Origin of the sequence: Streptomyces fagopyri (assembly GCF_009498275.1) — a bacterium.
GTDB lineage: Bacteria > Actinomycetota > Actinomycetes > Streptomycetales > Streptomycetaceae > Streptomyces > Streptomyces fagopyri.
The window spans coordinates 553,552-577,863 of record NZ_CP045643.1 but is presented as its reverse complement, the minus strand read 5'-3'; the positions used below and the strand labels follow the sequence as shown (position 1 = coordinate 577,863).

Here is a 24,312-nt window from a genome sequence, read left to right as displayed (position 1 = left end):
CAGAGCCCTCATGAAGGACCGGGGCGGGGCGTGATGGGATCAGGCCGACCCCGCCGCGCCGACCCCGGCGCGCCGCCCCACGCCTTGGAGGCTCGACGTGCCCCACTCCCAGCACGTGCCCGCGCCGGACGACGGATCCGCGGCGCCACCGTCCGCGCAGGGGCGGGCCGGACGGGACGCGGTGCGTCTCGCCGTGGTGATCGGTGCGCTCGGTGTCGTGTTCGGCGACATCGGGACCAGCCCGATCTACACCCTCCAGACCGTGTTCAACCCGCAGGACCCGCACCCGGTCCCCGTCAGCACGGCGAACGTGTACGGCGTGGTGTCGCTGGTCTTCTGGTCGGTGGTGGTCATCGTCATGGTCACCTACGTCCTGCTGGCGATGCGTGCCGACAACGACGGCGAGGGCGGCATCATGGCCCTGATCACGCTGCTGCGACGGCAGAGCGCGCAGCGGGGACGGCGCGCCGCCGTCGTTCTGGCGGCACTGGGCATCTTCGGCGCCTCGCTGTTCTTCGGCGACAGCATGATCACTCCCGCGATCTCGGTCCTGTCCGCGGTCGAAGGTCTCAAGGTCGTCGAACCGTCGCTGGGCGAGCTTGTCGTCCCGGTCACCGCGGTGATCATCGTGGTGCTGTTCCTGGTGCAGCGCAGGGGCACCGCGGCGGTGGGCCGGGTCTTCGGGCCGGTGATGATCGTCTGGTTCCTGACGATCGGAGCGTGCGGTGTGGACGGCATCATCGGCCACCCGCAGATCCTCAAGGCACTGTCACCGACCTACGCCCTGGGCTTCCTGACCGGCCACTTCGGCACCGCGTTCTTCGCCCTGGCCGCGGTCGTGCTCGCGGTCACCGGCGCCGAGGCGCTGTACGCCGACATGGGGCACTTCGGACGCAGGTCGATCACGCGCGCCTGGCTGATCCTCGTCTTTCCCGCGTGCATGCTCAGCTACCTGGGCCAGGGCGCGCTGATCCTGGCCGACCCGGCGAACATCAGCAGTCCCTTCTTCCTGCTCGTGCCGGACTGGGGACGCTGGCCGATGATCCTTCTGGCCACGGCTGCGACGGTCATCGCCTCCCAGGCGGTGATCACCGGGGCGTACTCGGTGGCCTCGCAGGCGGCGCAGCTCGGCTATCTGCCACGACTGCGGATCGCACACACCTCCGAGTCCACCATCGGCCAGATCTACGTCCCGTGGGTCAACTGGCTGCTGATGGTCTCCGTCCTCACCCTGGTCTTCGCCTTCCGCAGCTCCGCGGCGCTGGCGTTCGCGTTCGGCATGGCCGTGACGGGGACCATCACCATCACCACCCTGCTGTTCTTCTACATCGCCCGATCGAGGTGGGGCACGCCCCTGTGGCTGGTCGGCATCGGCGCCGGCGCGCTGATGTGCGTGGACCTCCTCTTCGTAGCGGCCAACCTGACCAAACTCGTCCACGGCGCCTGGCTGCCGCTGCTGATCGGCCTCACCGCGTTCACCGTCATGACCACCTGGCAACGCGGCCGCGAGGTCGTCACGGCAGAACGAGCCCGGGCCGAAGGTCCGCTTCCCGAGTTCATCGAGCAGCTGCGCACCGGGCGGACATCCACCCTCCGCGTTCCCGGTACGGCCATCTTCCTCAACCGCGGCAAACGGACCGCACCCCTGGCCATGCGGGCCAACGTCGAGCACAACCACGTGCGACACGAACAGGTCGTGATCCTCTCCGTGGAGACCGAGCCCGTACCCCGGCTCCCGGCGGACCGGCGAACCAGCGTGGACCCCCTCGGCCACACCGACGACGGGATCATCCATGTCACCGTCCGCTACGGCTACATGGACACGCCCGACGTTCCCGCGGCGCTGGCAACACTCGACCCGGCCACCACCGAGGGACCACTGCAACTCGACCGGGCCTCCTACTTCCTGTCGAAGATGGAACTGAGACGCGGAAAGGAACCGACCATGGCCCCCTGGCGCAAACGGCTCTTCATCGCCACGTCCTACATCACCTCCGACGCGGCCGAGTACTTCGGCCTGCCCCGGGACCGGACGGTCATCATGGGATCGGACATCGAGGTGTAGACACGCGGCCCGGCTGCCCCGCTCCACGCGGCCGGCCGATGCACCACCCCCATGCCCAACCGCTGTTCGACCGGCTCGCCCGGCGTGCGGAGATCGCCGTCCGCCAGAAGGGCATGGCGCTCCACCCGGTTCACGTGACCTTCGACGACGCCGGGGTGGCGTCAGCTCCTCGTCGCCGTGGACGGCAGCGGAGTCAGCAGGCCTCGCGCACGGACGGCGGGGAGGGACAGCGTGCGATAGCCCACGCTCTCGAACAGGACCGTGATCCTGTTCCCCTCCTCGCTCATCACCTCGCCCGCACCCCACGTGGTGTGCCCCACCCGAGTCCCGGGCGGGAACGCGCCGTCGGTCGCCACGGGCTCCAGCGGGGCAGGGCCCGTACCGGAAAGGATGTCTCCCGTCCGGACGGGGGACTCCTTCAACTCCTGTGCGCGGGCGCATACGTCGCAGCCCGCGCAGTCGCCCTCGGCCAGACTCTCACCGAAGTATCCGAGCATGTGGCGCCGGCGGCAGGTGTTCGTCTCCGCGTACGCCCGCATCATCTCCACCCGGGAACGCTCCAGGTCGACACGGGCGGAAGCGATCCGCATCGCCTCGCGGACGCAGGTGTCCCGCCGCGCCCCGGGCACGGCCTGCACGCCGCCGCGCTTCCGCGTTGTCACGGCTCCGGCCTCCTCCAGCAGGTGCAGCATCGACGACAGCGCCGTCTGGGACAACTCGGTGCGGTCGCGCAGACCGGTCGCCGTGACCGGTCCCCGCTGCTCGCGCACCGCGTCGATCAGACCGCCCAGCGCCTCCGGTTCGGGGTGGGCGCCCGTCCGGAACCGCTGCACGCCGAGGTCCTCGGGCCGGTACGCGAGGATCGCCGTCGACGGTTGTCCGTCGCGGCCCGCCCGGCCGATCTCCTGGTAGTACGTGTCGAGGGATCCCGGTACCGACGCGTGCAGCACGAAGCGGATGTCCGGCTTGTCGATGCCCATTCCGAACGCGGAGGTGGCGACGACCACGTCGAGTTCGCCGTCCCGGAAGCGGTCGTGCGTCCTGGAGCGCTCAGCCGCCGACAGACCCGCGTGGTACGGGGCGCTGTCGAATCCGAGCGCCGACAGTTCCCGCGCGTACTCCTCGGCCTCTCGCCGGGTTCCCGCGTAGACGATGCCCGGCTTGGCCTCGGCCGCGGCCCGTTCCACCACCCACCGGCGCTTCCCCGCGTTCTCCCGGTGCCGTACGACCTCCAGCGTGATGTTGCGGCGGTCGAACCCCGCGACCACCTCGTGCGCCTCGCGCATGCCGAGCCGCTCCACGATGTCCGCCCGTACGGGAGCCGCCGCGCTGGCGGTGAGGGCGAGGAGCGGAGGCCGCCCGATGCGTTCGCGCACGTGGCACAGGGACAGGTAGTCGGGCCGGAAGTCGTACCCCCACGAGGACACGCAGTGCGCCTCGTCGACCACCATCAGCCCCGGACCGGCCGCGGCGATCTGCGCCACGACCTCGTCCTTCGCGAGCTGCTCGGGCGAGACGAACAGAAAGTCCAGACTGCCCTCGCGCACACGCTCCCACACGGCTTCGTTGTCCCGTGCCCGCTGCGCGGAGTTGACGGCCGAGGCGCCGGATCCCTTGATGCGGGCGAGATGGGCCACCTGGTCCCGCTGGAGCGCGATCAGGGGCGAGACCACGACGGTCGGCCCCTCCAACAGCACACCCGGCACCTGGTACACGGCGGACTTCCCGGCACCCGTCGGCATCACCACGATGGTGTCGCGCCCCTCCATCACGGCTGTCATGGCGGCGAGTTGCGGCGGGCGCAGGCTCTCCCAGCCGAACACCTCGCGGGCACAGCGGCGCAGTCGCCTCCTGAGTGACCTGGTCCTGAAGTATCCGACCTTGACGCGCATGGCACTCCCGACGCCGCTTCTCCAGTGGGGTTCGGCGCTCGTGTACCCCCGACACGACGGAAAACGGTCCGCTCCCGAGGAGTTGTCGTTCCGTGTCCTCGGAGCACGACCGGACTCGTCCCCGGTCGAGAGCAAGTGACCAGGTCAGCGGACCGGCCGGTCCCCGGAGGAGCTATCTTCTGCAAGCCGGCTCGAACGGCCTGAACGAATGGAAGCGCGAAGGTGCGATCGATGATCACGTACTGGTCGGCGGTGGTCGGCCGCGTCGCGCCCGCCGCCGGACTGACCGCGTTGGTGGTCGGCGGTGCCATGCTCGCGGCGCTGCTGGTGGGCGACGGGGCGCCCTGGACGACCGCGCTCACGCAGAGCGCGCTCGCCGGGCTGACCTGCGGTGTCCTGTTCACCCTGGTCGTGAGCATCCCGGACACGGCCACCGCCGTCCGTACGGCTGCCCACTTCGGGCGGCCCCTGGAGCCGGCGGCGGCGCGGCTGCCCGTCATCCGCCGGGTGGCCGCAGTCACACGGGGCGTCACGGCGTTCCAGTTGGCCGACAGCACCCTGTATGCCCTCAAGAGAGCGCAGACCCCGGTGGTTTCCGAGGTGTTGAAGCTGGGCCACGGACAGGCCGTCCTCATCTGCAAGTCGCCTTACGGGCCTGAGATCCACGTGTCCGTGGACTTCACCGTCACCGACAGCAGGACCCTCGCCGTCCTCACATGCCGACCCACGACCAGCTGGAAACGCCTCGACGGCGGGGCGAGTTGGGCGATCGCGGGCACCCTGGAGCGCCAGGTGCGGGCAGCTCTCCGGGAGCACTGAATCCGGCAGTGCCAGGCCATCGGCCGTCAGAGTTCCGAGATTCGCAACAGCCCGCCGTATCGCACGACTTCGCGGTCCACGACACAGCCCGGCTGACGGCGCCGATGCCTCGGAAACGCTCCGCCGGGAACACCAAGAGCAACCGCCCGCACCGCTGCCTCCGCACGACGCCGCACCCGGACACACCTGACGCCGAGAAGCGTGGGGACGACTCGTGGTCCTGTGTGTGCCTCGGTCACCACCCGTAAGGCCGGGGGAACCGGGTGGCTGCCCCGATGAGCCTGTCACCGTCACGCTCACGTGGTGCCGATCGCAGGGGAAAGCCCCGACTGGACGGGGGAGACCAGCCGGGGCCGTAGAGGGTGACGTGCGGAGGGGTGTCGCCTCGCGGCGGAAAGGCTCCATGGGGCTTCAGCCGGACGATCGTCCCCATGGGCTATAGGTGAGGCCCGGGGACACTGTCCCCTCCGCAGCCACATGGAGAAGAACGGCAAACTGTCCCCGCTTGTTCCAGGGTTGGTGCCCCGGACCGTGTGAGGTGAGGCACCTCCAGCCGGGCGGCAGAGCGCGAGTTCGGCCTGACGGACGCAGTCCGGCAGGCGCGACGGCCGTGGCGGCCCGACCACCTTGTTGCGGGCAGGCGGCGAGGTGCCGGCCCGGGGGCGGCAGGCCGGGCGCACCGCGTGTTTCCTCCGGCGTGCCCGGCCGAACGGAGCCTCACGGGCGGCACGGTCCCGGCAGAGCATCCGGGCCCCCGCCCCGCACCCCGCCCGTAACCCGGCAAGGTCCCCATGACAGCAGGGCAACCGGACTGGGTAGGGCAGCCGGAAGATGAGTACGACTGCTCAGGCCCCGGCCGTGACCGGCACCGACGATGGAGAGCACCATCGCCAAGCAGGGAGCCCGCTCATGCTCAGCCGTACCGCCAGCACCCTGATACCCGCCGTCGGGCGGCTGTCCGTGACCAGCGACCCCGGCGCGGAGCTCACGCCGGGCAGTATCGTCGCCGCGAACCACACCTCCCTCGCCGACCCCGCCCTCGTCATCGCGGCCCTGCACCGTCTCGGCGTCACGCCGGTCATCATGGCCACCGCGGGGCTGTGGCGCATCCCGGTGCTCGGCCGTGCCCTCACCCGCGAGGGGCACATCCCCGTCCACCGGCGCGACCGGCGAGCCACCGACGCTCTCGACCTCGCGGCACATGCCCTGCGACAGGGACGGCTGGTCCTCATCTACGCCGAAGGCGGTCTGCCCCGCCGCAAGGACGCCGCGGAAGCGGCCCCCGGCGACTTCCGCACGGGTCTGGCCCGCCTCGCCGAGCGCACCGGTGCCCCCGTCGTGCCCGTCGGGCAGGCCGGCGCCCGCCGGGTCACCTCGGGCGGCATGATCAAGCAGATCGCGGGCCTCGTCACGGCGCCGCTGCGCCGACCCGCCCTGCACGTCCACGTGGGCGCCCCGATCGTCCTGAGCGGTGACAGCACCGAAAGCACCGCGCAGGCCCGCACCGCGGTGATCACCGCGTGGAGGACGGCGGCCGCGCACCTCGACGAGCCGGCCGCGCTCGCCGCGTGACCACCGCGGCGGCTGTGAACTGCCGTGTGCGGCTCCTACGACGCGGGTCATGGCAGGGCTGGGGGCGTTGCATCAGGCGCGGGGGCGGTTGAGCCCCGGCGTCGGCACCCGCGGGTGCTCCCGCCACCTGTCACCCCACCTGTCGCCGACGCGCGGGAACGGCCACGGCCGTTCCCGCGCGGCACCCGTCGGATCTCCCCGCCCCGCGCCTGTGGCGACTTCCCGGGCATGGAGCGGTCACAGCATTCGACGGGGTGAGTCCTAGCCGCCCTGGGCCGGGGACTCCGGCTTCTCCTCGGGGGCGGGCTCGGTGCCGGTGACGATGCGGCGGATCGTCTCCAGCGGCAGCTTGGGCGAACCGTCCGTGTAGAGGAGGCCGTTGGTCTCCTGGGCGGTGTCCATGAACTGCGTGTAGCAGAACCCCGCCACGATCGGGCTCGTGTGCAGCACCCCGAAGATGTCACCGAGCAGGGCGGCGTACTGCGTGTCGGAGCTGGTCCGCGTGTAGGAGAACTCGTCCTCCTCGGCGCCCACGGACAGCCCGCCGAACTCGGTGACCATCAGCGGGACTTCACCGGTGCGGTAGCGCTCCGTCTGCCGCGCGTCGAGCGAGAGGGTCCGCCCGGCCGGGCCCGGTGAGGCCAGCAGCGCCTCGAATCCGGCGGCGTCGCCGTAGCGGCGGGTGAGCAGTTCGGGGTCGGACGAGTAGTCGTGCACACCCATGATGTCGCTGTCGGTGTGCTCCCAGCCCTCGTTGGACATGACCGGGCGGGTCGGGTCCAGGGCGCGGGTGAGGTTCGCGAGCGCGACCGTGTAGGCCCGCTGCGCGGGGTCGTTCGCGATGTCGGAGCAGCCCCAGCTCTCGTTGACCGGCACCCAGGTGACGATCGAGGGGTGGCTGCGGTCGCGTCGCACCATGTCGAGCCACTCACGGGTGAGCAGTTCCACGGCCTCGGTGCCGTACTCGTACGCGGCCCCGGTCTCGCCCCACACCAGCAGGCCGAGCCGGTCGGCCCAGTAGAGGAAGCGTGGGTCCTCGGCCTTCTGGTGGATACGGACCGCGTTGAAGCCCATCGCCTTGATGAGCTCGACCTCGCGGCGCAGTTCGGCGGTGCCGGAGTTCGCGATCAGGGTGTCGGGACGGTATCCCTGGTTGAGCACCGAACGCACGTAGTAGGGGCGGTCGTTGAGCAGGAAGGCGCCCCGGCCGACCCCGGCGCTGCGCAGACCGACGTAGCTGTCGACGGTGTCGAGCACCTCGGAGGTGGCGGCGTCGCGGACGGTCACCCGCGCGTCGATCAGCGTGGGCCGCTCGGGGCTCCACAGCAGGTCCTCGCGGTCGATGCCGTTGCGCAGCGCGGGGACGACGAGGTCGACGCGGCTGCGCGGGGTGCGTACCACGGTGGTGGACTCGGCGAGCACCTCGCCGTCGTGGCTCAGTGTGATCTGCACGCTCAGCGGGGAGGCCGGCACGGAGGCCAGGGTGATCTCGGCCTCGACGCCGCGAGCCGGGTCGGGGATCCAGGCCAGGTCGGTGACGTGCAGTCCCGCGACGGTCTCGGTCCACACGGTCTGCCAGATGCCGGTGGTCCGCTCGTACCAGACCGCGTGAGGCCGGTCCTGCCAGTCCTGCTTGCCGCGCGGCTGGGCCAGGTCGGCCGGGTCGTCCTCGGCGCGGACGACGAGCACGTGCTCGGTGGCGCCGGGGCGCAGGGCGTCGGTCACGTCGGCGGTGAACGGCGTCTGGCCGCCCACGTGCTCGGCCACCAGCCGCCCGTCCAGCCAGACCCTCGCCCGGTGGTCGACGGCTCCGAAGTGCACGAGCGCCCGGTCGCCGCCACTGACGGCGAGAACCGCGTGGGGTACGCGGCGGCGGTACCAGACCACCGCGTGCGGAGCGGTCTCGCCGATGCCGGAGGCCGGGGCCTCGGGTGGGAACGGGACGGTGATCTCCCGGTCGAACACTCCCGTCGCCTCCTCGGAGAACCACGCGTCGCGCTCGCCCTCACCCTCGTCGTCGTACCCGAACTCCCAGACGCCGTCGAGGCTGTGCCACCGCTCCCGCTGCAGGATCGGCCTCGGATACGTCCCGTCCTGCTCGCTCGCCCTCACGGATCCTCCTCCTGCCTTTTCCGGAATTCCCGGCATAGGCGTTTCTACGATCGAAGCCCTGTCATCATGAGTGATCGTTTGCATCGATGCAAGGCCTGGTGGGATGCGACAGTGAGTCGGGGGCTCCCAGGTGCGGCAGACTCTGAGGGCCTGTCGGGCGCTCGATCAAGGCCACTCGGCAGGCTCCGAGTGCCGACACGACGGGAAGGAGGCCCCAGTGGCCAGGGTGCGGATGCGGGATGTGGCCGAGCACGCCGGGGTGTCGGTGCGGACGGTGTCGAACGTGGTCAACGGCTTCTCGCATGTGAGCCCCGACACGCGCGCCAAGGTGCAGCGCTCGCTCGACGAACTGGGTTACCGCATGGACTACCTGGCCCGCGGTCTGCGCTCGGGCCGCACGGGCTTCATCGCCCTCGCGGTTCCCTTCGTCGCCGAGCCCTACTTCGCCGAGCTGGCCCAGGCCGTCATCCGGGCCGCGGGCCGGCGCGACATCACGGTGCTCGTCGAGTCGACCGCGGGCGACAGCGAGGTGGAGCGTCGGATCATCGAGGGCGGCCTGACCAATGTCGCCGACGGTGTGCTGCTGAGCGCCCTGACCCTCCCGGCGAGCGACATCGCCGCCAAGAAGCCTGACTTTCCGCTGGTCATGCTGGGTGAGCACAGTGTCGGCGACCAGTTCCCGCGGGTCGGCATCGACAACGTGGCGGCCGCCCGGACCGCTGTCGAGCACCTGCTGGAGCAGGGCTGCCGGTGGATCGTCGCGCTCGGCCGCAACGGCAGCGAGAACGGCCGCCAGCGCACCGAGGGGTACGAGCAGGCGATGTCGGCGGCCCGGGTGCGGCGGGTGAACTGGCTGGTCGTACCGGTCGAGGACTGGACGAGGGAGCAGGGCTACGAGGCGGTGCGGGAGCTGCTGGAGGGTGACGGCCCGCTGCCCGACGCCATCTTCGCGTTCAACGACGCGCTCGCCGTCGGCGCGCTGCGGGCCCTGCACGCCTCCGGGGTACGGGTGCCCGAGGACGTCGCGGTCGTCGGCATCGACGCCATCCAGGAGTCTGCCTACACCCACCCGCCGCTCACCTCCATCGCCCCCGACCTCGACGCCATCGCCGAGCGTTCGCTGGCACTGCTGGAGGAGCAGATGCGGTCCCCGCAGTCCTCCGGAGGGACCGAGGGGGCCGAGTCGGAGGAGGACGCGCAGGTGGGAGCGGTTGTGGCGGCGCCCCAGGAGGCCACGCCGTACCGGCTGGTCGTCCGGGAGTCCTCGCGCCGCGAGTCCGTGCGGGAGTGAGCCGGGGCCCGGCGGGCGGGGTGTGACGCCCGTCGCTGTGTGACCCCCGTCGCGGTGGACGACGGCCCGGCAGGTGCAGGCTGGGTCCGGCGCGTCGGGCGCGGCGTTCACGCGCACCAGGGTGCCCGATTTGTGAGGGTGTGAGGCAGTGTGGTCCGAGCCCCGACCGGCGCGGCGAAGCGCGTATGTCGCCCCGGATCCACGCCCCGCACCGCTGCGGAACCACCTTCGAGGGATCGCGGAACCGGACTCGGCGGGGTCGCGGGAGCGGGCTGGCGGGGTCGCGGGAGTGGTCCGGCGGACTCCTCTCCATCGATCTATTGCATCGTTGCAAAACGTGTGCGAGGGTCTGCGCCATCGAGTTCACATCGAATTAACGAGGTGAATACCCCTATGAGCGGAGCGATGGCTCGCCGACGGTTTCTTGCCCTCAGCGGTGGCCTTGCCCTGACCGGAGGGCTCGCGGCGTGCTCCTCCCCGCTCGCGTCCGGCCTGACGGGCTCGCAGCCGAATACGGCGGATGTCATCTTCTGGAACCTCTTCACCGGTGGTGACGGCGCCAACATGGTGCTGATGGAGAAGGCGTTCCGGAAGGCCAACCCGGGAACGACGGTCGAGGCGACCATCCTGGGCTGGGGCAATCCGTACTACACGAAGCTGGCACTGGCCACCGCGAGCGGCACACCGCCGGACGTCGGCATCACCCACCTCTCGCGACTACCGCTGCTGGCCGCCTCCGGCCTGCTGGAGCCGATCGAGCGGACCCCCCTCGGGGAACTGGGCGTCACCCAGGACAAGTTCACTCCGGCGGCCTGGAAGAAGGCCACCGTGGACGGCACGGTGTACGCGGTCCCGCTGGACACGCACCCCTTCGTCCTCTACTACAACGTGGACATCGCCCGCAAGGCGGGCCTGCTCGACTCCGCCGGCGACGGTCTCGTGCCCCTCAAGGGCAAGGAGGACTTCGCCGACGTGGTGAAGGCGATGAAGGACGCGGGCGGCGCCCAGTTCGGCGCGGTCATGTCGATCACGGCGGACCCGTCCACCGCCTGGCGCTTCTTCAGCATGATCTACTCCGGCCTCGCCGGCCCGATCGTCACCGACTCCGGAACGAAGATCGCCATCGACGACGAGGCGATGCAGGAGACGGTCGCCTTCATGCAGAGCCTGACCGGCCCGAACCTGATGCCGAAGAACCTGACCGGCGCCGGCGCCAACGCCCTGTTCAGCACGGGCAAGTCAGGCTTCCTCTTCGACGGCGAGTGGCAGATCCCGACATACCGGGCGGTCAAGAACCTGAAGTTCAACGTGGTGCCGTTCCCGGCGCTGCTCGGCTCGAAGCCGGTGGCGTACGCCGACTCGCACGCGCTGATCCTGCCGCGCAACGACCGCGGTGACGACACCCGTACCCGCAACGCGTCGAAGTTCGTCAAGAGCCTCCTCGACAGCAGCGCGGTGTGGGCCGAGGGCGGACACATCCCGGCCTGGCTGCCGACGCAGCACAGCAAGGCCTTCCTCGACCAGTCGCCGCAACGCAACTACGTCGAGGCCGCCTTCAACGCCCAGTACGACCCGGTCGCCTGGTACACCGGCGCCGGCTCGGACTTCCAGGGCGTGATCGGCGGCACGGTCATCGAGGCCCTCACCGGGCGGATCACGCCCAAGGGCATGGCGGGCGCGATGCGTTCCGCCCTGAAGCGGTACACCACGTCCCGACCGCCGGTCACGATGAAGTAGGAGGCAGTCACCATGACGACCGTCGTCTCGACGCGACCGGCACCCACCGCACCCCCCACGGGACTCGCCGCCGACCGGCCCACCCCTTCCGAACGCCGGGCGGGCAGGCTGCTCACCGCCCCCTTCCTCGTGATCTACCTGCTGTTCCTGGTCGGCCCGCTCCTCGTCGGCGTGGTGCTGAGTTTCTTCAACACCACCACCGTCAAGAGCGGCCTCGGGGACTTCGTCGGCCTGTCGAACTACCGCGAAGTCCTCGGCGACTCCCTCTTCTGGGAGAGCATGTGGCACTCGGTGCTCTTCACTCTGCTGACCACACCTCCCCTGGTGATCCTCGCCCTGGGCGTCGCGATCCTGGCCTCGCGCATACGCCGCGGCCGGCTCTTCTACCGCATCGCCTTCTTCCTGCCGTACGTCGTACCGTCCTCCGTGGTGACCCTGGTCTTCCTGTGGATGTACACCCCGCAGATCGGCCTCATACCGAAGGTCTTCGACGCCGTCGGACTGCCGGTGCCGGACTTCATCGGCAGCACCTCGGGCGGCTGGACCGCCGTCGTGCTGATGACCGTGTGGTGGACGTTCGGCTTCAACTTCGTGCTCTACACCGCCGCGATCCAGGACGTCCCCGCGGACGTCTACGAGGCGGCGGCGATCGACGGCGCGAGCCCCTGGCAGCAGATCCGCCACATCACGGTGCCGCTGCTCGGCCGGACCACCAGCCTGGTGCTGATCCTCCAGATCCTCGCCTCGCTGAAGGTGTTCGACCAGATCTACCAGCTGCTCGGCGGTGGACCCAACCAGTCCACCCGACCGGTCATCGAGTACATCTACGACACCGGCTTCACCGCCTACCGGGGTGGCTACGGCGCTGCCGCCACCATGGTGTATTTCGTCATCATCGTCGCGATCTCGGCGGCCTGGTACGGGCTGCGGCGCCGTCGCGCGACCAGCAGCGCGGCCTGAGCGGAGGACCCATGACCACCATCACCCAGCCGCAGACCGCCGAACCGAAGGGCGCGGTCAACGGCGCCAAGCTCTTCAACCGGCTCTGCGCCGTGTGCCTGACCCTGTTCGCCCTGATCTGGCTGGTGCCCTTCGTCTGGGCACTGATCACCTCGCTGCGCGACGACGCGTCCATCACCCAGAGTCCCACGTCGATCTTCGCCGGTGGATGGTCGCTGGACGCGTACTCGACCGCGTGGGACAACCATCCCATCGGCACCTGGTACCTCAACAGTCTGGTGATCTCGGTACTCGCCGTGATCTTCACGGTGGCCTTCTGCTCGATGGCCGGATTCGCCCTGGCCTTCCTGCGCTTCCGCGGCCGGGGGCTGGTCATGGCCGTCGCCACAGCCGGCCTGATGCTCCCGACCGAGGCGCTGGTACTGCCCCAGTTCATCGAGTACCGGTCGTTCCACCTGCTCGGCACGTTCTGGGCGCTGGTCCTGCCGTCCGTCGCGGCCCCGATCTCGGTGTTCGTCTTCCACTCCTTCTTCCGCGGCATCCCCACGGCACTGATCGAGGCGGCCCGCATCGACGGCGCGAGCTGGTGGCGCGTCTACGCCAACGTCTGCATGCCGATCTGCCGCCCGGCGGTGTCCACGGTCGCGATCCTCACCTTCATCAGCTCCTGGAACGCCTTCCTGTGGCCGCTGCTGGTCCTCAGCCAGACCAAGTCCCAGACCATCCCGGTGGGCCTCGCCTCACTGGTGGACCCCAGCAGCCCCCAGTACGCCGAGGTCATGGCCTCCTCGGTCCTCGGCTTCATCCCGCTCATCGCGGTCTTCCTGGTCTTCCAGCGGCAGATCGTGCAGGGGATCGCCACCACGGGCATCAAGTGACGCACCCGACCCCGCCACCACGGCGGTGCCACGTCCCGCGCCGGGAGACCGGGACGGGAGGGGGCACCGCCGCGCGCGGACGATGGAGCGGGTGCGGTGGGTGAGCCGGACCGTCTGGCCGGCACGCGCGTCGCGCGCTGTCGCGACCCGGACGGACCTCAGCACCGAGAGACGGCAGCTCCGCACGACCCTCGGGCCGGTGCTGAAAGTGGCTGGTTGTGGCCCGGTGGCCCGTGCTCCCATTCCGGAGTGAACATCCAGAGGTCCGAGCAGCCTGGCGAGAGGCCGAGCGTCCGCGTCCGGCAGAGGGCTGATGGCGATGCCGAGGAGTGCGTACGGGTCCTCGCGGAGGTCCATCGGCTTGACGGCTATCCGGTGAACTGGCCTGACCGGCCCGGGGAGTGGCTGTCAAGCGGTCCCCTGCTGGGCTCCTGGGTCGCCGAACGCGAAGGCCGCCTGGTCGGGCATGTCAGTCTGTCGCCAGGCGGCGAAGGTGATCTGGCACCGACGCTGTGGAGCGAACAGAACGGGGCGACGCGGGACATGACCGCCGTGGTCGGCAGACTGTTCGTCGACCCTCAGGCGAGAGGACACCGGATCGGTGCACTGCTGATCGGCCATGCGGTGGAGGAAGCGCGGAGCCGTGGCCTGCATCCGGTACTCGACGTCGTCACCACCGATACCGCCGCGGCAGCCCTGTACGAGCGGCTGGGCTGGAAGCTGATGGCCACGGTGGAGCAGCGGTGGAGCCCGCACCGGACGGTGGCCATCCGCTGTTACGCAGCGCCATCGTGACGTGACGATGGCTCCGTCCGCAGCTCTCCCGTTTTTCCTCCCAGCGGCGGCGTGCTGGTGGGCCCGGCACACCGCGAAGCCGGCGTTGATGTCCTAGGGGATCAGTTCTTTCACGACGCCCGGGGGCCTGGAGCGCGGTGAAGATGCGATCCAGGCCCCAGCAGGCCGCGCCGACGCCGATCCGTACGCGTTGCTCCGTGTCCGTGGCACGCACGATGAGGGTGACGCAGGAGAGCGGCGGCCGCGCCGGAGTACCAGCAGATGCACAGTCTGCGGGTGCGAGGCACGCGTCAACCGCAACGGACCTGCCGCGCACCATCGTTGACATCGTGCCCTCGGTCATCATCACCGCGCGGGAACGCTGTGCATGCTACGACCCCGGCTCTGGCGGTTGTTCAAGATGGTGGTGTTCGTGTGGGCCCGCGGCGAGCGCGCACCGGGTGCCGCTGGTCGAGGCCGGTGCCACGTTCGAGAGAGGGGGTCCTGGTCGTGCGTCAGGAGCAGGCTGCCCGAGCGGGAGGACGAGGTCCCGATTCTGTCCAGTCTCCCTATACTCCCGCTCGGCCGTCCAGCCCAGGTCTTGACCACGCCTCTCCATCCCGCGACCGAACCAACATCACGTAGGCCAGGGAACTGCCCGAGCCGCCCAACTCATCCACAAGTCTTGATCACTGCGCGCGTCGATCGTCTCGTCGACGGTCCGGTGCAGGTCGCCGAACTCGATGTCGTGGCACTGGACGAGTCCGAGGTGATGAGGGGGAGCCGCGCGGTCGGTGGGATCAGCGTGCCGCCCATGCCTGCACAGCGGTCGTCACCGGCGCTCCCGTACGCGAGGACTCCTCGATGGCCAATGCCAGCAGATGGTCCTGGCAGCCCTCGGCCAGCGGATACGGTTCCGGGCCGGCGTCCCGGACCCATGCCCCCGTACGGCACAGCAGGTCGACCACGGCGAGGTCGTCCTCGGAGAGGCTCGCGCCCACGTAGTCGTTGCGCCACACCACCCGGCCGTCGAACGAGATGTGGTGCACCTCCGGCCCTTCGAGATTGAGATCCGTCCCGGTTCGCCGACGCGTCAGCGCGGACTCCACGGGCGTGCGCGGATCGGCCATCCGTACCACCGTGTCGTCCACGATCTCGCCGAGCGAGCCGCGTACCACGATCCGGCGGGCGCGCAACGGATTCCACCACTGGTTGTCCGTGAAGTCGTACAGACCCGTGCGGCCCTCACCGAAGTCCAGAAGAGCGAGGGTGTTGACGGCGTCCTTGGGCGTGAGATCGTCCGACCAGCCGCCGGGGGACAGCGGATCGGCGAGCGGGGCGGTGAAGGCCCGGGCGGTCACCGTCACGGGGTCGCAGGCGACACCCAGCATGTGCCGGATCAGCGACATCGCGTGATACATGTGCGTCGAGGACACCTGGACGGACGTGACCTTGCCGATCACTCCATCGCGTACGAGGGCCAGACGAGCGGCGTGGCCCGGCATCAGGGTGTACTGCTCGGCGACTTGGACGAGTCCGCCGCCCCCGGCGCGTGTCGCACCTCCCACGGCATCCCACAACTCCTGAAGACCCCGTACGTCGGGTGCCGGCGGAGTCTCCGCGAGGACCGGCACCTCATGTGCGACCAGTTCCCGCACGACCTGCGGCGTGATCTCCCACGGCACCGACGGGATCACGAACTCCGGTTCTGCGGCGCACAGTTCGCTGACCGCTCGGAACGCGGGGACACCCCACTCCGCCTTCACCTGGGCAACGCGTTCGGCCGAACGCGTCACCACGCCGGCCACCGCCAGCCGCTCGGGCAGTGCCCTCGCCAGCCGGGCGAAGAACTCGGCCCGCCAGCCACTGCCGACGATGCCGAACCGTATGGGTGTTGTGCTCAAGTGTCCGTTCCTCTCCGCGTCCGCGCCCCGGGCGGCGGCGTCATCGACCTGACCGGAGCCCGCACTCACAAGATTATCCGGATCTGCGAGCGACAAGGTCTCCCGAGCCGCGCCGATCGCGTCGCCCCATGATCGTCATCACCAAGGCCGTCCTCACGCTCGACAGGCGACGCTGAGAGGCCTCAGTTTCTCAACAGTCCATGGATGACCACGTCCGCCAAGGACTGGGCCAGTTGATCCCACTCGCCGACGGGCGGATCCCCCGCCTGCCGGATGCGGCGGCCCAACTGCTTCTGGGTCAGGACGACCGCGGGGCCGGTCAGAGCGCTGAAGAGGACCTCCATCGACATCTCCGGCATTCTCCCCGACCTCATGAGTCGCTCCACGAGCGGCTCGACCCGCTCCAGGAACGGGCCCGTGTACTCGCTGTACAGGTAGTCCAGGCGCTCAGACTCAAAAGCCGCCTCAGCGGTCATGATCCGGTTCATGTGAGGGATGTTCGCCGCGAGGGAATAAAATACATGAACCACGGTTTTGAATGCTTCGACATCGTCGGTAGTGCTTTCGAACGCATCGAAAAGTTGACGCAGAGGGTCTCTGAGAGCGTGGTCCACGGCCGCGCGCCAGAACATCTCCTTCGATTCGAAACGGTCATTGATGAAGTTGTGACTCACCTTCATACGCTTGGCGAGTTCACGTACCGAGGCTCCCTGATAGCCCAGTTCGGAGAACGCCTCCAGGCCTCGCTGGAGAATCTCGGAATCGGAGAGACTGACCAATGGCGGTCTCGTCCGGCGAGAAGGTTCGCGCACTTCTGTGGTCTTTCCGTCATCGTGCGCGGAAGACTCGACCATATTCGTGCACGTCTCCTTTCCATGGATACCCCAGCTGCGGAGGTCGGGGTTCACGTCAGCGCGGCCGTCCGGGGCCGGGCCCGCGTGGACCGGGTCCGGGCCAGAGGGTGGCGTCGGCTTCAAAGATTAGCGGCCCTCGGAAGATGACCGCCCTCGGAGGGGCGGTCCGGTGCGGCTCGGGACCCGCGACCCGTCATTCGAGCTCGCGTGACCTGCCACGGCGAGGAGCCGGCCGAGGGAGCCGTGCCTGCGGCGGGAGTAGTCGTCCCCCTGTTGCCGGCATCGGTACTGGCGTCGTCGGGTCACGGAGAGCGCACCCCTCCTGTCTGACAGCTGTCAGAGCACGTTAGTCTGACAGCTGTCAGACGGTGGATCGGGCTGCCCGCCCGCTCCGCCTGCTCAGCAACCGCAAGGGATGCCTTGATGAGTCTTGTCATGCCGCAGATGGATCCCGACGACCCCCGCTGGACGAAGCGTGGCTCCATCCACGTTCCGGCCGGTGAAGGGATCACGAAGTGGATCTCCGACAACGTCTACACGGTGAAGGTCCACACGGACATGACCGATGGACAGCTCGGCTTCGTCGAAGCGGATGTGCCGCCGGGCGCCGGGCCGGTGGCGCACGTGCACAACCGCAACAGCGAGGCTTTCTACCTGCTGGACGGGGAACTGGAGTTCCTCAATGGCGACGAGAAGCTGACCGCGCGCTCCGGTGATTTCATCTATGTCCCGCCGGGAATCCGTCATCGATTCCTGAACAAGAGCGTGCGCCACGCCAAGATGCTCTTCCTCTTCACGCCGGGAGGACCGGAGGCCCTGTTCATGCGCGGCGACGAGCCGATCCCTGGTGTTCCTGCACCCCTGTGGGACGGAGAGCGTTTCGCGCAGTACGGTGAGTCGCTGAGCGATCTCGACATCGACTCGCCCGTGATGCCGGAGGGCTGACAGGCCGTCGAATCCAATTCGCCTCCATCTGAACACGTGAACGGCCGGCCTGGACCCGACGAGGACGCCGGGCCGGTCGTCACGCCAGCAGGTTGACAGGCCCAGCGGGCCGACCAGATCTTGATCGGGAGGCGGCCACCGTCGGTGGGCGCGGCGTCTCGCCGACGAGATCCCGGTGCGGCGCGAGCAACTGATCGCTTCTTGAACTGCCACGGGGTCCGCACGCACGGGCCGGCCGTGCCACCCGAACTGGAAACCCGGTTCTTCGACGCGGACACCGCGCCGGCCCAGGCTCTCCTCACCCAGTTCCGCGCGGCGACACCGTGACGTTCCCTGACCGGTGGGGCGTTGGGCAGGCCCGCTGCCGTCTTCCGCGTGTTGGCGTCACCGAGGTCCACCGGCGACGGAATGTGTTCCTCGGGCACCACCACGATGTGCACCGGATGCGACGGGCGGGTGTGGTGAAACCCCGTCACCCGGTCGATATCCGTGCCGACTTCAATGTCCGACGGACCGGGAATGGCCCGGTGGCGGGGGAGTGCCGCAGCCGCGTGCGTGCCCGGGGAACGGCAGGTGGCCGCGGCGGGAACGGGGCGAACGGCCCGTTCGGTGGCATGACTTGGTCCAGGACGCTCGTTCGTGCCGTCATCGCTGGTCCCCTCCGGTGAGGCGATCGACCCGCTGATGCCGCACCGGCGCCGTGTTCGTGCCCGGAACTGTGGCTTCCACCATGGCGAATGTGATCTTGTCGTGGTGAGATCGTCGGATGCTCGGTCTTCTTCTGCGTGTTCTGCCGTTCTGGGTCCGTGAGCCCCTGCTCATTGTGGTCGGGTCCGTTTTCGGCGTACGCATCATGTATCTCGCCGTCCGCGACCAAGAACTGGTCCCGGCCGGTCTCGGCGTGCTGTTCCTCGTGTTCACCGCAGTGCGCGTGCACATGGTGGTCCGGGCCCTGCGTGCACGCCGGAACCCGCCCCCGATCTCCACCACGACCGCGACCGCGAGTCCGGTGGTCCCCGCGGACGGGACGGTGGCCGATGCTGCCGCCCAGGCAGGACCCGAACCGAGCCAACGCCCGGCCCCGCAGGAGAAGGAGCACCACCCGTGGCGCCAGGCCTTCGCCGCTGTGGCCCTGTTCGGGGCACTCGGGGCCACGGTTTGGGTGGCCCCGCACGTGATGCCGTCCGACAACACCACGCCCAAGCCCGCCTCGTGTTCGGACGGAGAACGCGAGGCGTTGCCGAAGGCCTACGAGAAGACGCCCCGGCCTGTGACCGGTGAAGAGCTGTGCAAGGCGCTCAACCGGCCAGACCTGGCCGCGGTCCTCGGAACACCGGGGGAGATCGCGACGACCGCCTCCGGCAACAACAACACCGCTCTCCTGACGGATGGGAAGGTCGCCGAGCCGGAGGCCGAGGTCAGGTTCGACACGTACACCGTGAACGTCTCGGCCACTTACAACGATCTGTCGATCGGCCAGGACGTGAAGCTGATGAAGTTCGGGGACGAGAAGGACGTCAAGACCCTCACGGTTCTCGGTCGGTCCGCGGTCTTCTCCTCGAGTCACACCATGAAGCTGGAGATAAATCTCGGGAGCGGTGGATCCGGCGGACCGGTCGGACAAGGCCCCCTGGCCAGGACGCTGACCGTGGCCCTCGACCGTAAGGATCGGGGCGGGTACTACGACATCACCGTGTGGAGCGAGTCCGGGGCCCTCCCGGACGACGGGGTTCTCGTCGACATCGCCGAGAAGGTTCTTCCGACGATCCGTGAACGAAGCTCGTGACACGCCCAGATGTGTCACGGTGAGCACTGCGACCGACGGCATCGCATGGCTTGCCGCTCCGAGGTCGATCACCTTCGGTGGTTACGGCGTCGTGCTCGCCCGCGGGTTGGACTCCGAAGAGCTGGTGACTCGGCCGCTGCCGGACTGCCGGACTGCCGGACGCCAAGGTGCCTCGCCGCGAGGTGCACCGCACCGCACCGGACTGGGGATCACCGGGCGGCACTTCGGCCTTTCCCTGCCACGCAGGCAAGTGCTGGAGGACGCACTCCCCGCCGTGGTCCTGGAGATCCCACAGCTGACGAACTCCTCCAACTGAAGGACTGTTCCTGCCCGTTGGAGACGGAAGGGCGGGCGGCCCGCGCCTCCGTCTCCACTTCGCCCGCGATCTGGTCGGCCCGTAAGTCGACCAACGCATGGGCGTGAAGGACCGGATGACGGGCGACGGCACCCGGCTCCAGCTGTGGGGCCGCAAGAGGCGCGGCAATCAGAGCGGGAGGGAGGGTTGAGCGTCGCCCGCCCGCCCGCTCTGATTGCCCGCCCGCCCGCCCGCCCGCCCGTCCGGGCGCGGGCACCGGTCAGCTGCCGCGCCGGTCGGTTCCCGCGGCCCCGGAGGAGCCTGCCGGGCCCCGCGCGCGGGCTGCGCCGGTGACGCGGAGCCCGGCTGGGCTTCACAGCATCCGTAGTGCCGTTCGCAGGGCAAGAGGCGTTGCCGCGGCCCAGGCCTGAGGCGAGCACGAGTGGGGGTAGGGCACCGGCCGCGCCGTGGCCGTACGGTCGTAGCCGGCCAGTACCTCGGGCAGGCGGTATCCGTGATGCGCGGCTGCCGCGATCAGACCGTCGGCGACGGTACGAGCCTGCTCCGCCAGTCCGTGCCGGGCCAGACCGAGCACGATGACGGCGTTGTCGTGCGGCCATGCGCTTCCTCGGTGGTACGACAGCGGGTGGTAGGGCTTCTGCCCCGCCGCGAGAGTACGGATCGCCCAGCCCGAGAAGAAGTCGGGCCGCAGCAGACGCTGCCCCACACGGCGGGCGAGCTCCTGGTCGAGGATCCCCGACCACAGCAGATGCCCGGCGTCGGAGGCCAGGGCGTCGGCCTGACGTCCTCGGCCGTCCAGGGCGAGAGCGGGGAAGTCGGCCTCCCGCATCCAGAAGTCGGAGGCGAAGCGGGTGCGCAGTGACGCGGCGGCCTCGCGCAGCCGGTGGGCGTAGGGCTCGTCCTGCCAGACGGCGGACGCCAGTTCCGCGGTGCGGGTCAGGGCGTCGTAGGCGTAACCCTGTGCTTCCGAGACGGCGATGGGACCCTCTGCCTGGGTGCCGTCGGCGAAGCAGACGGCACCTGCCGAGTCCTTCCAGTTCTGGTTGACCAGACCGTTCGGATCGGGCCGATAGGTGAGGTAGCCGTGCTCGTCCAGGCCGCCGTCGGCGAACATCCAGTCGACGGCCCGCCTCGCGTGCTGCTCCAGCCGGACGGCGACGGCCCGGTCGCCGGTCGTCTCGTAGTGGGCGTGGAGGAGCACCAGGAAGAGAGGGGTGGCGTCGACGGCGCCGTAGTAGCGGCCGTAGGGGATCTGCCGGAAGTGCGCGAGCTCGCCGTGACGGGTCTCGTGGACGATGCGTCCGGGCTGTTCGCCGCTCACGGGGTCGTGGTCCCGGCCTTGGGTGGCGGCCAGGGCGCTGAGCGTGGCGGCCGCCGTCTCCGGCCGGTAGGGCAGCAGGAAGTAGGAGGTCAGCAGTGAGTCACGGCCGAACAAGGTGAGGAACCAGGGGATGCCCGCGGCGGGAACGGCGGCTGTCTCGCCATCCACACCCACGACCGGGATCGTCAGCAGATCCACGTCGGCCAGCCCCCGTTCGCAAGTACGGGTCAGGTCGTCGGCAGCCGATGACGTCCGCCGTCGCGGCCGGGCGACGGTGGGTGCTGCGGACGTCTGCCCGTGGGGCCGGGCGTGGACGGTCAGGTGGAGATCGGCCTGACCGTGGGCGTCGAGTCGCAACTGCCAGCTCAGTGTGCGGGCGCCGGGCGCGTCCGGGGCTGCGTCGAGGCCCATGGGGGCCGGGCGGCCCACGACCGTGGTCCGGGAGTGCCAGTCGGCTCGTCGGTAGTCGAAGACCACTCCATCGTCGGTGCGGTGGATCTCGCGTCGGGCGCCGGGCTTGTCGTAGTGCCGGTCGTCGGCGCGCAGCTCGAACAGGTCCGCGAAGTCGACGCCGACGGTGATCTCCACAAGAGCGGTGACTGGGACGGGCCGGTTGCTGACCAGACGCAGATGCTCGGTCAACATGCCCGCGCTGACGCCCTGTTCGCGGAAGACGGTGTAGGCGGGCGGGTTGTCCCGGGTCCCCCGAGGGGTCAGCACGGACAGCGCCGTGTCGTCGGTCTCGGCGCCGGCGGGCACCAGGGCGACGGGCTCGGTTCCGTCGACGGTCAGGTGCCAGCGGCTGAGGTGGCGGGCGTCGCGCAGGAACAGTCCGTCCGGTGCGGTGCCGCGGGTGCCGCTGATGCCCCCGGCGGCGTCCACGCGGGCGAAGGTGGCGTCCCGTACGAGCTGGACGCGGTCGTCGGCCGCGGTCATGGCGTGGGCTCCTTGAGGTCGGCGCTCAGCAGGTCGAGGGTGAGGGCGGCGGTCCACGAGAAGTGCCGGGCGCCACGGGCGGCACCGGTGGTGGGGTCGATGTACTCGGCGAAGCCGGAGTGCGCCGCCTCATCGAGGAAGCCCTGCCGCAGGCGCTCGGCCTCCTGTTCCCGGCCGTGGGTGCGCAGTCCCAGGTGGATCAGCCAGGCGGTGTTGAACCAGGCGGGCCCGCGCCAGTAGCGCTGGGCATCGAAAGCGTGACCGGTCAGGGCGTAGCTCGGGACGAGGCGTGTGGCCGGTGCGTCGAAGTGCGGCCCGGTGAGGGTCTCCACGAGGCGGCTGACGATGTGCCGCGGCAGGTAGGGAACGATGAGCGGGATCAGTCCGGTGACGCTCCGCTCCTCGACCAGGGTGTCGGTGGCCAGGTCGCGGACGCGGAACAGGCCCGCGCCCTCGTCCCACAGCCGGGTCACCAGATGCCGGGTGAGCGCGTCGGCGCGTGCGGTGTGCGCTGTCGCGTCGGCGCCCGTCTCCTCGGCCATGGCGGCCAGGGCCCGTTCGCTGACGATCAGCAGTGCGTTGAAACACGGGTCTTCCACCGCGAAGGTGTGCCGCAGGGCGTGGTCGTCGTAGCCGGCTTCGCGGTAGTCGGTCACCAGGCGGACGTATCGGCCGTAGTCCAGGTCGGTGGGCCGGTCGGCGGGATGGCCGTGATCCAGGTCCGCACGCTGGAAGGCGTCCGGCGCGGCCGGGACGACCCGTCGCAGGGCCCGGTCCCAGCAGGGACTGTTGTCCATGCCGGGCTCCCAGGGGTGGACCACGGCGGCCAGCCCCCCGCCGCCGAGGTCACGGCGGTCGAGGAGATAGTCGTGCCAGGCGGCGAGGCGCGGCACCACTCGGGTCAGGAATCCGCGCCGCCGCGACTCCTCGGGGTCCGCGCGGTGCACGAGCCAGGCAGCCAGCGCGTGCACCGGGGGCTGGACGATGCCCGAGGTCTCGAGACCCGCCGGTGCGCCCGCCGCGCGGCCGGCGGTGGAGGAACGCCAGAAGCCGGGACTGGGGAAGTAGGCGTCGTCGGGTACGGCGGAGTTGAAGACGATGTGCGGGACGCGTCCGTCGGCCCACTGCGCGGACAGCAGCGACTCCAGTTCCTGCTGGGCGCGGCGTACCGACAGGTGGCGCAGCCCGATCGCGACGAACGCGGAGTCCCAGCTCCACTGGTGCGGGTAGAGGGTGTGGGAGGGAACGGTGGAAGTACCGGTCCAGTTGTCGATGAGGACCCGTGCCGCACCGCGCCGCACGGTCAGGGATGCGGCGGCGGTGGGCACGGGCCGGTCGAGGAGGGACTTCACGCGCCGGACCTCTTGAGGAAGGCGGGCACGGAGCGGACGGCTTCGAGGGGGTCCCCGGTCAGCCTGCACTCCAGGGCGAGGTGGCCGTCGTATCCGATGGTGTGCAGGGCGCCGAGCCAGGCGGACCAGTCGAGGTGGCCGGCTCCGGGCTGGAAGCGGTTGGAGTCGGAGACCTGGGCGTGTCCGATGACGTCGGCGTGGGCGAGGATCGCGGCCGCGGGGTCGGTCTCCTCGATGTTCATGTGGTAGCTGTCGATACCGATCCGCACCGAGTCCAGGCCGGTGGCACGGATCAGGTCGGCGGCCTGCTCCAGCCGGTTGACCATGTGGTCCTCGTACCGGTTGAGCGGCTCCAGGAAGAGCGTGACACCCTCCTTGCGGGCGTGCTCACCCAGCTCGGTGAGACCGGTCAGCAGAACCTCACGGTCCTCCGCCTCGCTGCGCGGGGGTTCGAAGGGCGGCAGGCGACGGGAGAACATGCCGTACGAGGCAGGGGTCTGAGCGCCCACGCCGCCGATCTCGGCGATCACGGTGAGCTGCGACTTCATCTGCGCGACGGCGTCCCGGCGCAGATCCGTGTCGAAGGCGCCGAGGAAGTGCAGCATCTCGACGCACACCGTGGGCATGACCACGCCGTCCTTGCGAGCCTGCTTCAGTTCGTCGAGTCGGGAGGCGAAGTGGAGGTCGCCCTTGCCGCGCAGTTCGATGGCGGCGTAGCCCGCCGCTTGGGCGAACTCCCACTTGGCCTGCAGGGTGTCTCCGGGCAGGAGCTGTTCCTGCGCCGCGGTCTTGAGCATG

At 69.9% G+C, this 24,312-nt stretch carries 19 protein-coding genes and 1 pseudogene; 13 read left to right on the top strand and 7 right to left on the bottom strand.

The genetic code is table 11. From position 1 onward, the window contains the following. The first annotated feature begins 97 nt into the window (after window positions 1-97). Window positions 98-2,065: a potassium transporter Kup gene (locus tag GFH48_RS02450; RefSeq protein WP_153286645.1), complete on the top strand. Its 1,968-nt coding sequence runs from the start codon at window positions 98-100 to the stop codon at window positions 2,063-2,065. A 161-nt stretch (window positions 2,066-2,226) separates the two neighbouring features. Here the strand turns inward: GFH48_RS02450 and GFH48_RS02445 are convergent, their stop codons facing one another. Beyond that, window positions 2,227-3,957: a RecQ family ATP-dependent DNA helicase gene (locus tag GFH48_RS02445; RefSeq protein ID WP_153286644.1), complete on the bottom strand. Its 1,731-nt coding sequence runs from the start codon at window positions 3,955-3,957 to the stop codon at window positions 2,227-2,229. Here GFH48_RS02445 and GFH48_RS02440 point away from each other — a divergent pair. The 3 genes from GFH48_RS02440 (at window position 3,956) to GFH48_RS02430 (ending at window position 6,348) form a co-directional block, all read left to right on the top strand. Beyond that, window positions 3,956-4,096: a hypothetical protein gene (locus GFH48_RS02440; RefSeq protein WP_153286643.1), complete on the top strand. Its 141-nt coding sequence runs from the start codon at window positions 3,956-3,958 to the stop codon at window positions 4,094-4,096. The genes GFH48_RS02445 and GFH48_RS02440 overlap by 2 nt on opposite strands. Before the next feature lie 92 nt (window positions 4,097-4,188). Then, a complete protein-coding gene (locus tag GFH48_RS02435; protein ID WP_153286642.1) occupies window positions 4,189-4,776 on the top strand; it encodes a hypothetical protein in 588 nt (195 codons plus the stop codon). A 909-nt stretch (window positions 4,777-5,685) separates the two neighbouring features. Next, complete coding sequence (locus GFH48_RS02430; RefSeq protein ID WP_153286641.1) at window positions 5,686-6,348, top strand: lysophospholipid acyltransferase family protein; 663 nt, start codon at window positions 5,686-5,688, stop codon at window positions 6,346-6,348. A gap of 261 nt (window positions 6,349-6,609) precedes the next feature. Here the strand turns inward: GFH48_RS02430 and GFH48_RS02425 are convergent, their stop codons facing one another. Next, window positions 6,610-8,460 carry a glycoside hydrolase family 2 protein gene (locus tag GFH48_RS02425; protein ID WP_153286640.1) on the bottom strand — a complete coding sequence of 617 codons (1,851 nt, stop codon included), beginning with the start codon at window positions 8,458-8,460 and terminating at the stop codon, window positions 6,610-6,612. A 217-nt stretch (window positions 8,461-8,677) separates the two neighbouring features. Here GFH48_RS02425 and GFH48_RS02420 point away from each other — a divergent pair, with 217 nt between their 5' ends. The 5 genes from GFH48_RS02420 (at window position 8,678) to GFH48_RS02400 (ending at window position 14,121) form a co-directional block, all read left to right on the top strand. Next, window positions 8,678-9,751 (top strand): LacI family DNA-binding transcriptional regulator, encoded by a 1,074-nt coding sequence (locus GFH48_RS02420; protein WP_228120274.1) that lies wholly within the window; start codon window positions 8,678-8,680, stop codon window positions 9,749-9,751. 405 nt (window positions 9,752-10,156) lie between these two features. Beyond that, entirely contained in the window at window positions 10,157-11,488 is a 1,332-nt protein-coding gene (locus tag GFH48_RS02415; RefSeq protein ID WP_153292683.1) for an extracellular solute-binding protein, read from the top strand. 12 nt (window positions 11,489-11,500) lie between these two features. Beyond that, window positions 11,501-12,448, top strand: a complete 948-nt coding sequence (locus GFH48_RS02410; RefSeq protein ID WP_153286639.1) for a carbohydrate ABC transporter permease — start codon at window positions 11,501-11,503, stop codon at window positions 12,446-12,448. Between the two features lie 11 nt (window positions 12,449-12,459). Further along, window positions 12,460-13,326: a carbohydrate ABC transporter permease gene (locus tag GFH48_RS02405; RefSeq protein ID WP_153286638.1), complete on the top strand. Its 867-nt coding sequence runs from the start codon at window positions 12,460-12,462 to the stop codon at window positions 13,324-13,326. Window positions 13,327-13,575: 249 nt separating this feature from the next. After that, window positions 13,576-14,121: a GNAT family N-acetyltransferase gene (locus GFH48_RS02400; RefSeq protein ID WP_153286637.1), complete on the top strand. Its 546-nt coding sequence runs from the start codon at window positions 13,576-13,578 to the stop codon at window positions 14,119-14,121. Window positions 14,122-14,900: 779 nt separating this feature from the next. Here GFH48_RS02400 and GFH48_RS02395 read toward each other — a convergent pair. Next, complete coding sequence (locus GFH48_RS02395) at window positions 14,901-16,004, bottom strand: Gfo/Idh/MocA family protein (RefSeq protein ID WP_153286636.1); 1,104 nt, start codon at window positions 16,002-16,004, stop codon at window positions 14,901-14,903. Between the two features lie 33 nt (window positions 16,005-16,037). On the opposite strand from GFH48_RS02395, the pseudogene GFH48_RS02390 reads away from it, so the two are divergent. Then, a pseudogene (locus GFH48_RS02390) lies at window positions 16,038-16,124 on the top strand (IS5/IS1182 family transposase); the annotation flags it as partial. Window positions 16,125-16,186: 62 nt separating this feature from the next. On the opposite strand, the gene GFH48_RS02385 reads toward GFH48_RS02390, so the two are convergent. Beyond that, complete coding sequence (locus tag GFH48_RS02385) at window positions 16,187-16,858, bottom strand: TetR/AcrR family transcriptional regulator (protein ID WP_153286635.1); 672 nt, start codon at window positions 16,856-16,858, stop codon at window positions 16,187-16,189. Window positions 16,859-17,302: 444 nt separating this feature from the next. Here GFH48_RS02385 and GFH48_RS02380 point away from each other — a divergent pair, with 444 nt between their 5' ends. From GFH48_RS02380 to GFH48_RS02370, 3 genes are all read left to right on the top strand, one after another. Beyond that, window positions 17,303-17,803 carry a cupin domain-containing protein gene (locus tag GFH48_RS02380; RefSeq protein ID WP_194280470.1) on the top strand — a complete coding sequence of 167 codons (501 nt, stop codon included), beginning with the start codon at window positions 17,303-17,305 and terminating at the stop codon, window positions 17,801-17,803. 766 nt (window positions 17,804-18,569) lie between these two features. Next, window positions 18,570-19,589, top strand: coding sequence for a DUF6215 domain-containing protein (locus GFH48_RS02375; protein WP_153286633.1), 1,020 nt, complete (start codon window positions 18,570-18,572; stop codon window positions 19,587-19,589). A 19-nt stretch (window positions 19,590-19,608) separates the two neighbouring features. After that, on the top strand, window positions 19,609-19,905 hold the full coding sequence (locus GFH48_RS02370) for a hypothetical protein (protein WP_153286632.1): 297 nt from the start codon (window positions 19,609-19,611) through the stop codon (window positions 19,903-19,905). 352 nt (window positions 19,906-20,257) lie between these two features. Here GFH48_RS02370 and GFH48_RS02365 read toward each other — a convergent pair whose 3' ends face one another. Genes GFH48_RS02365 through GFH48_RS02355 form a run of 3 tightly spaced genes read right to left on the bottom strand, consistent with a single transcriptional unit; the run spans window position 20,258 to window position 24,311 of the window. Next, window positions 20,258-22,162 carry an amylo-alpha-1,6-glucosidase gene (locus GFH48_RS02365; RefSeq protein WP_153286631.1) on the bottom strand — a complete coding sequence of 635 codons (1,905 nt, stop codon included), beginning with the start codon at window positions 22,160-22,162 and terminating at the stop codon, window positions 20,258-20,260. Next, the gene (locus GFH48_RS02360; RefSeq protein ID WP_153286630.1) at window positions 22,159-23,514 is read right to left on the bottom strand and encodes an MGH1-like glycoside hydrolase domain-containing protein; all 1,356 of its coding nucleotides are present in this window, start codon (window positions 23,512-23,514) and stop codon (window positions 22,159-22,161) included. Before GFH48_RS02360 ends, GFH48_RS02365 begins: the two co-directional genes overlap by 4 nt. Continuing rightward, window positions 23,511-24,311: a sugar phosphate isomerase/epimerase family protein gene (locus tag GFH48_RS02355; RefSeq protein WP_153286629.1), complete on the bottom strand. Its 801-nt coding sequence runs from the start codon at window positions 24,309-24,311 to the stop codon at window positions 23,511-23,513. Before GFH48_RS02355 ends, GFH48_RS02360 begins: the two co-directional genes overlap by 4 nt. Window position 24,312: the final 1 nt, after the last annotated feature.

Bases quoted from the DNA above. Each gene is read 5' to 3' on its own strand.
- GFH48_RS02440 (WP_153286643.1), top strand. From the start codon at position 3,956: ATGGCACTCCCGACGCCGCTTCTCCAGTGGGGTTCGGCGCTCGTGTAC.
- GFH48_RS02445 (WP_153286644.1), bottom strand. From the start codon at position 3,957: ATGCGCGTCAAGGTCGGATACTTCAGGACCAGGTCACTCAGGAGGCGA.
- GFH48_RS02435 (WP_153286642.1), top strand. From the start codon at position 4,189: ATGATCACGTACTGGTCGGCGGTGGTCGGCCGCGTCGCGCCCGCCGCC.
- GFH48_RS02430 (WP_153286641.1), top strand. From the start codon at position 5,686: ATGCTCAGCCGTACCGCCAGCACCCTGATACCCGCCGTCGGGCGGCTG.
- GFH48_RS02415 (WP_153292683.1), top strand. From the start codon at position 10,157: ATGGCTCGCCGACGGTTTCTTGCCCTCAGCGGTGGCCTTGCCCTGACC.
- GFH48_RS02410 (WP_153286639.1), top strand. From the start codon at position 11,501: ATGACGACCGTCGTCTCGACGCGACCGGCACCCACCGCACCCCCCACG.
- GFH48_RS02405 (WP_153286638.1), top strand. From the start codon at position 12,460: ATGACCACCATCACCCAGCCGCAGACCGCCGAACCGAAGGGCGCGGTC.
- GFH48_RS02385 (WP_153286635.1), bottom strand. From the start codon at position 16,858: ATGGTCGAGTCTTCCGCGCACGATGACGGAAAGACCACAGAAGTGCGC.
- GFH48_RS02380 (WP_194280470.1), top strand. From the start codon at position 17,303: ATGGATCCCGACGACCCCCGCTGGACGAAGCGTGGCTCCATCCACGTT.
- GFH48_RS02375 (WP_153286633.1), top strand. From the start codon at position 18,570: ATGCTCGGTCTTCTTCTGCGTGTTCTGCCGTTCTGGGTCCGTGAGCCC.
- GFH48_RS02365 (WP_153286631.1), bottom strand. From the start codon at position 22,162: ATGACCGCGGCCGACGACCGCGTCCAGCTCGTACGGGACGCCACCTTC.
- GFH48_RS02355 (WP_153286629.1), bottom strand. From the start codon at position 24,311: ATGCTCAAGACCGCGGCGCAGGAACAGCTCCTGCCCGGAGACACCCTG.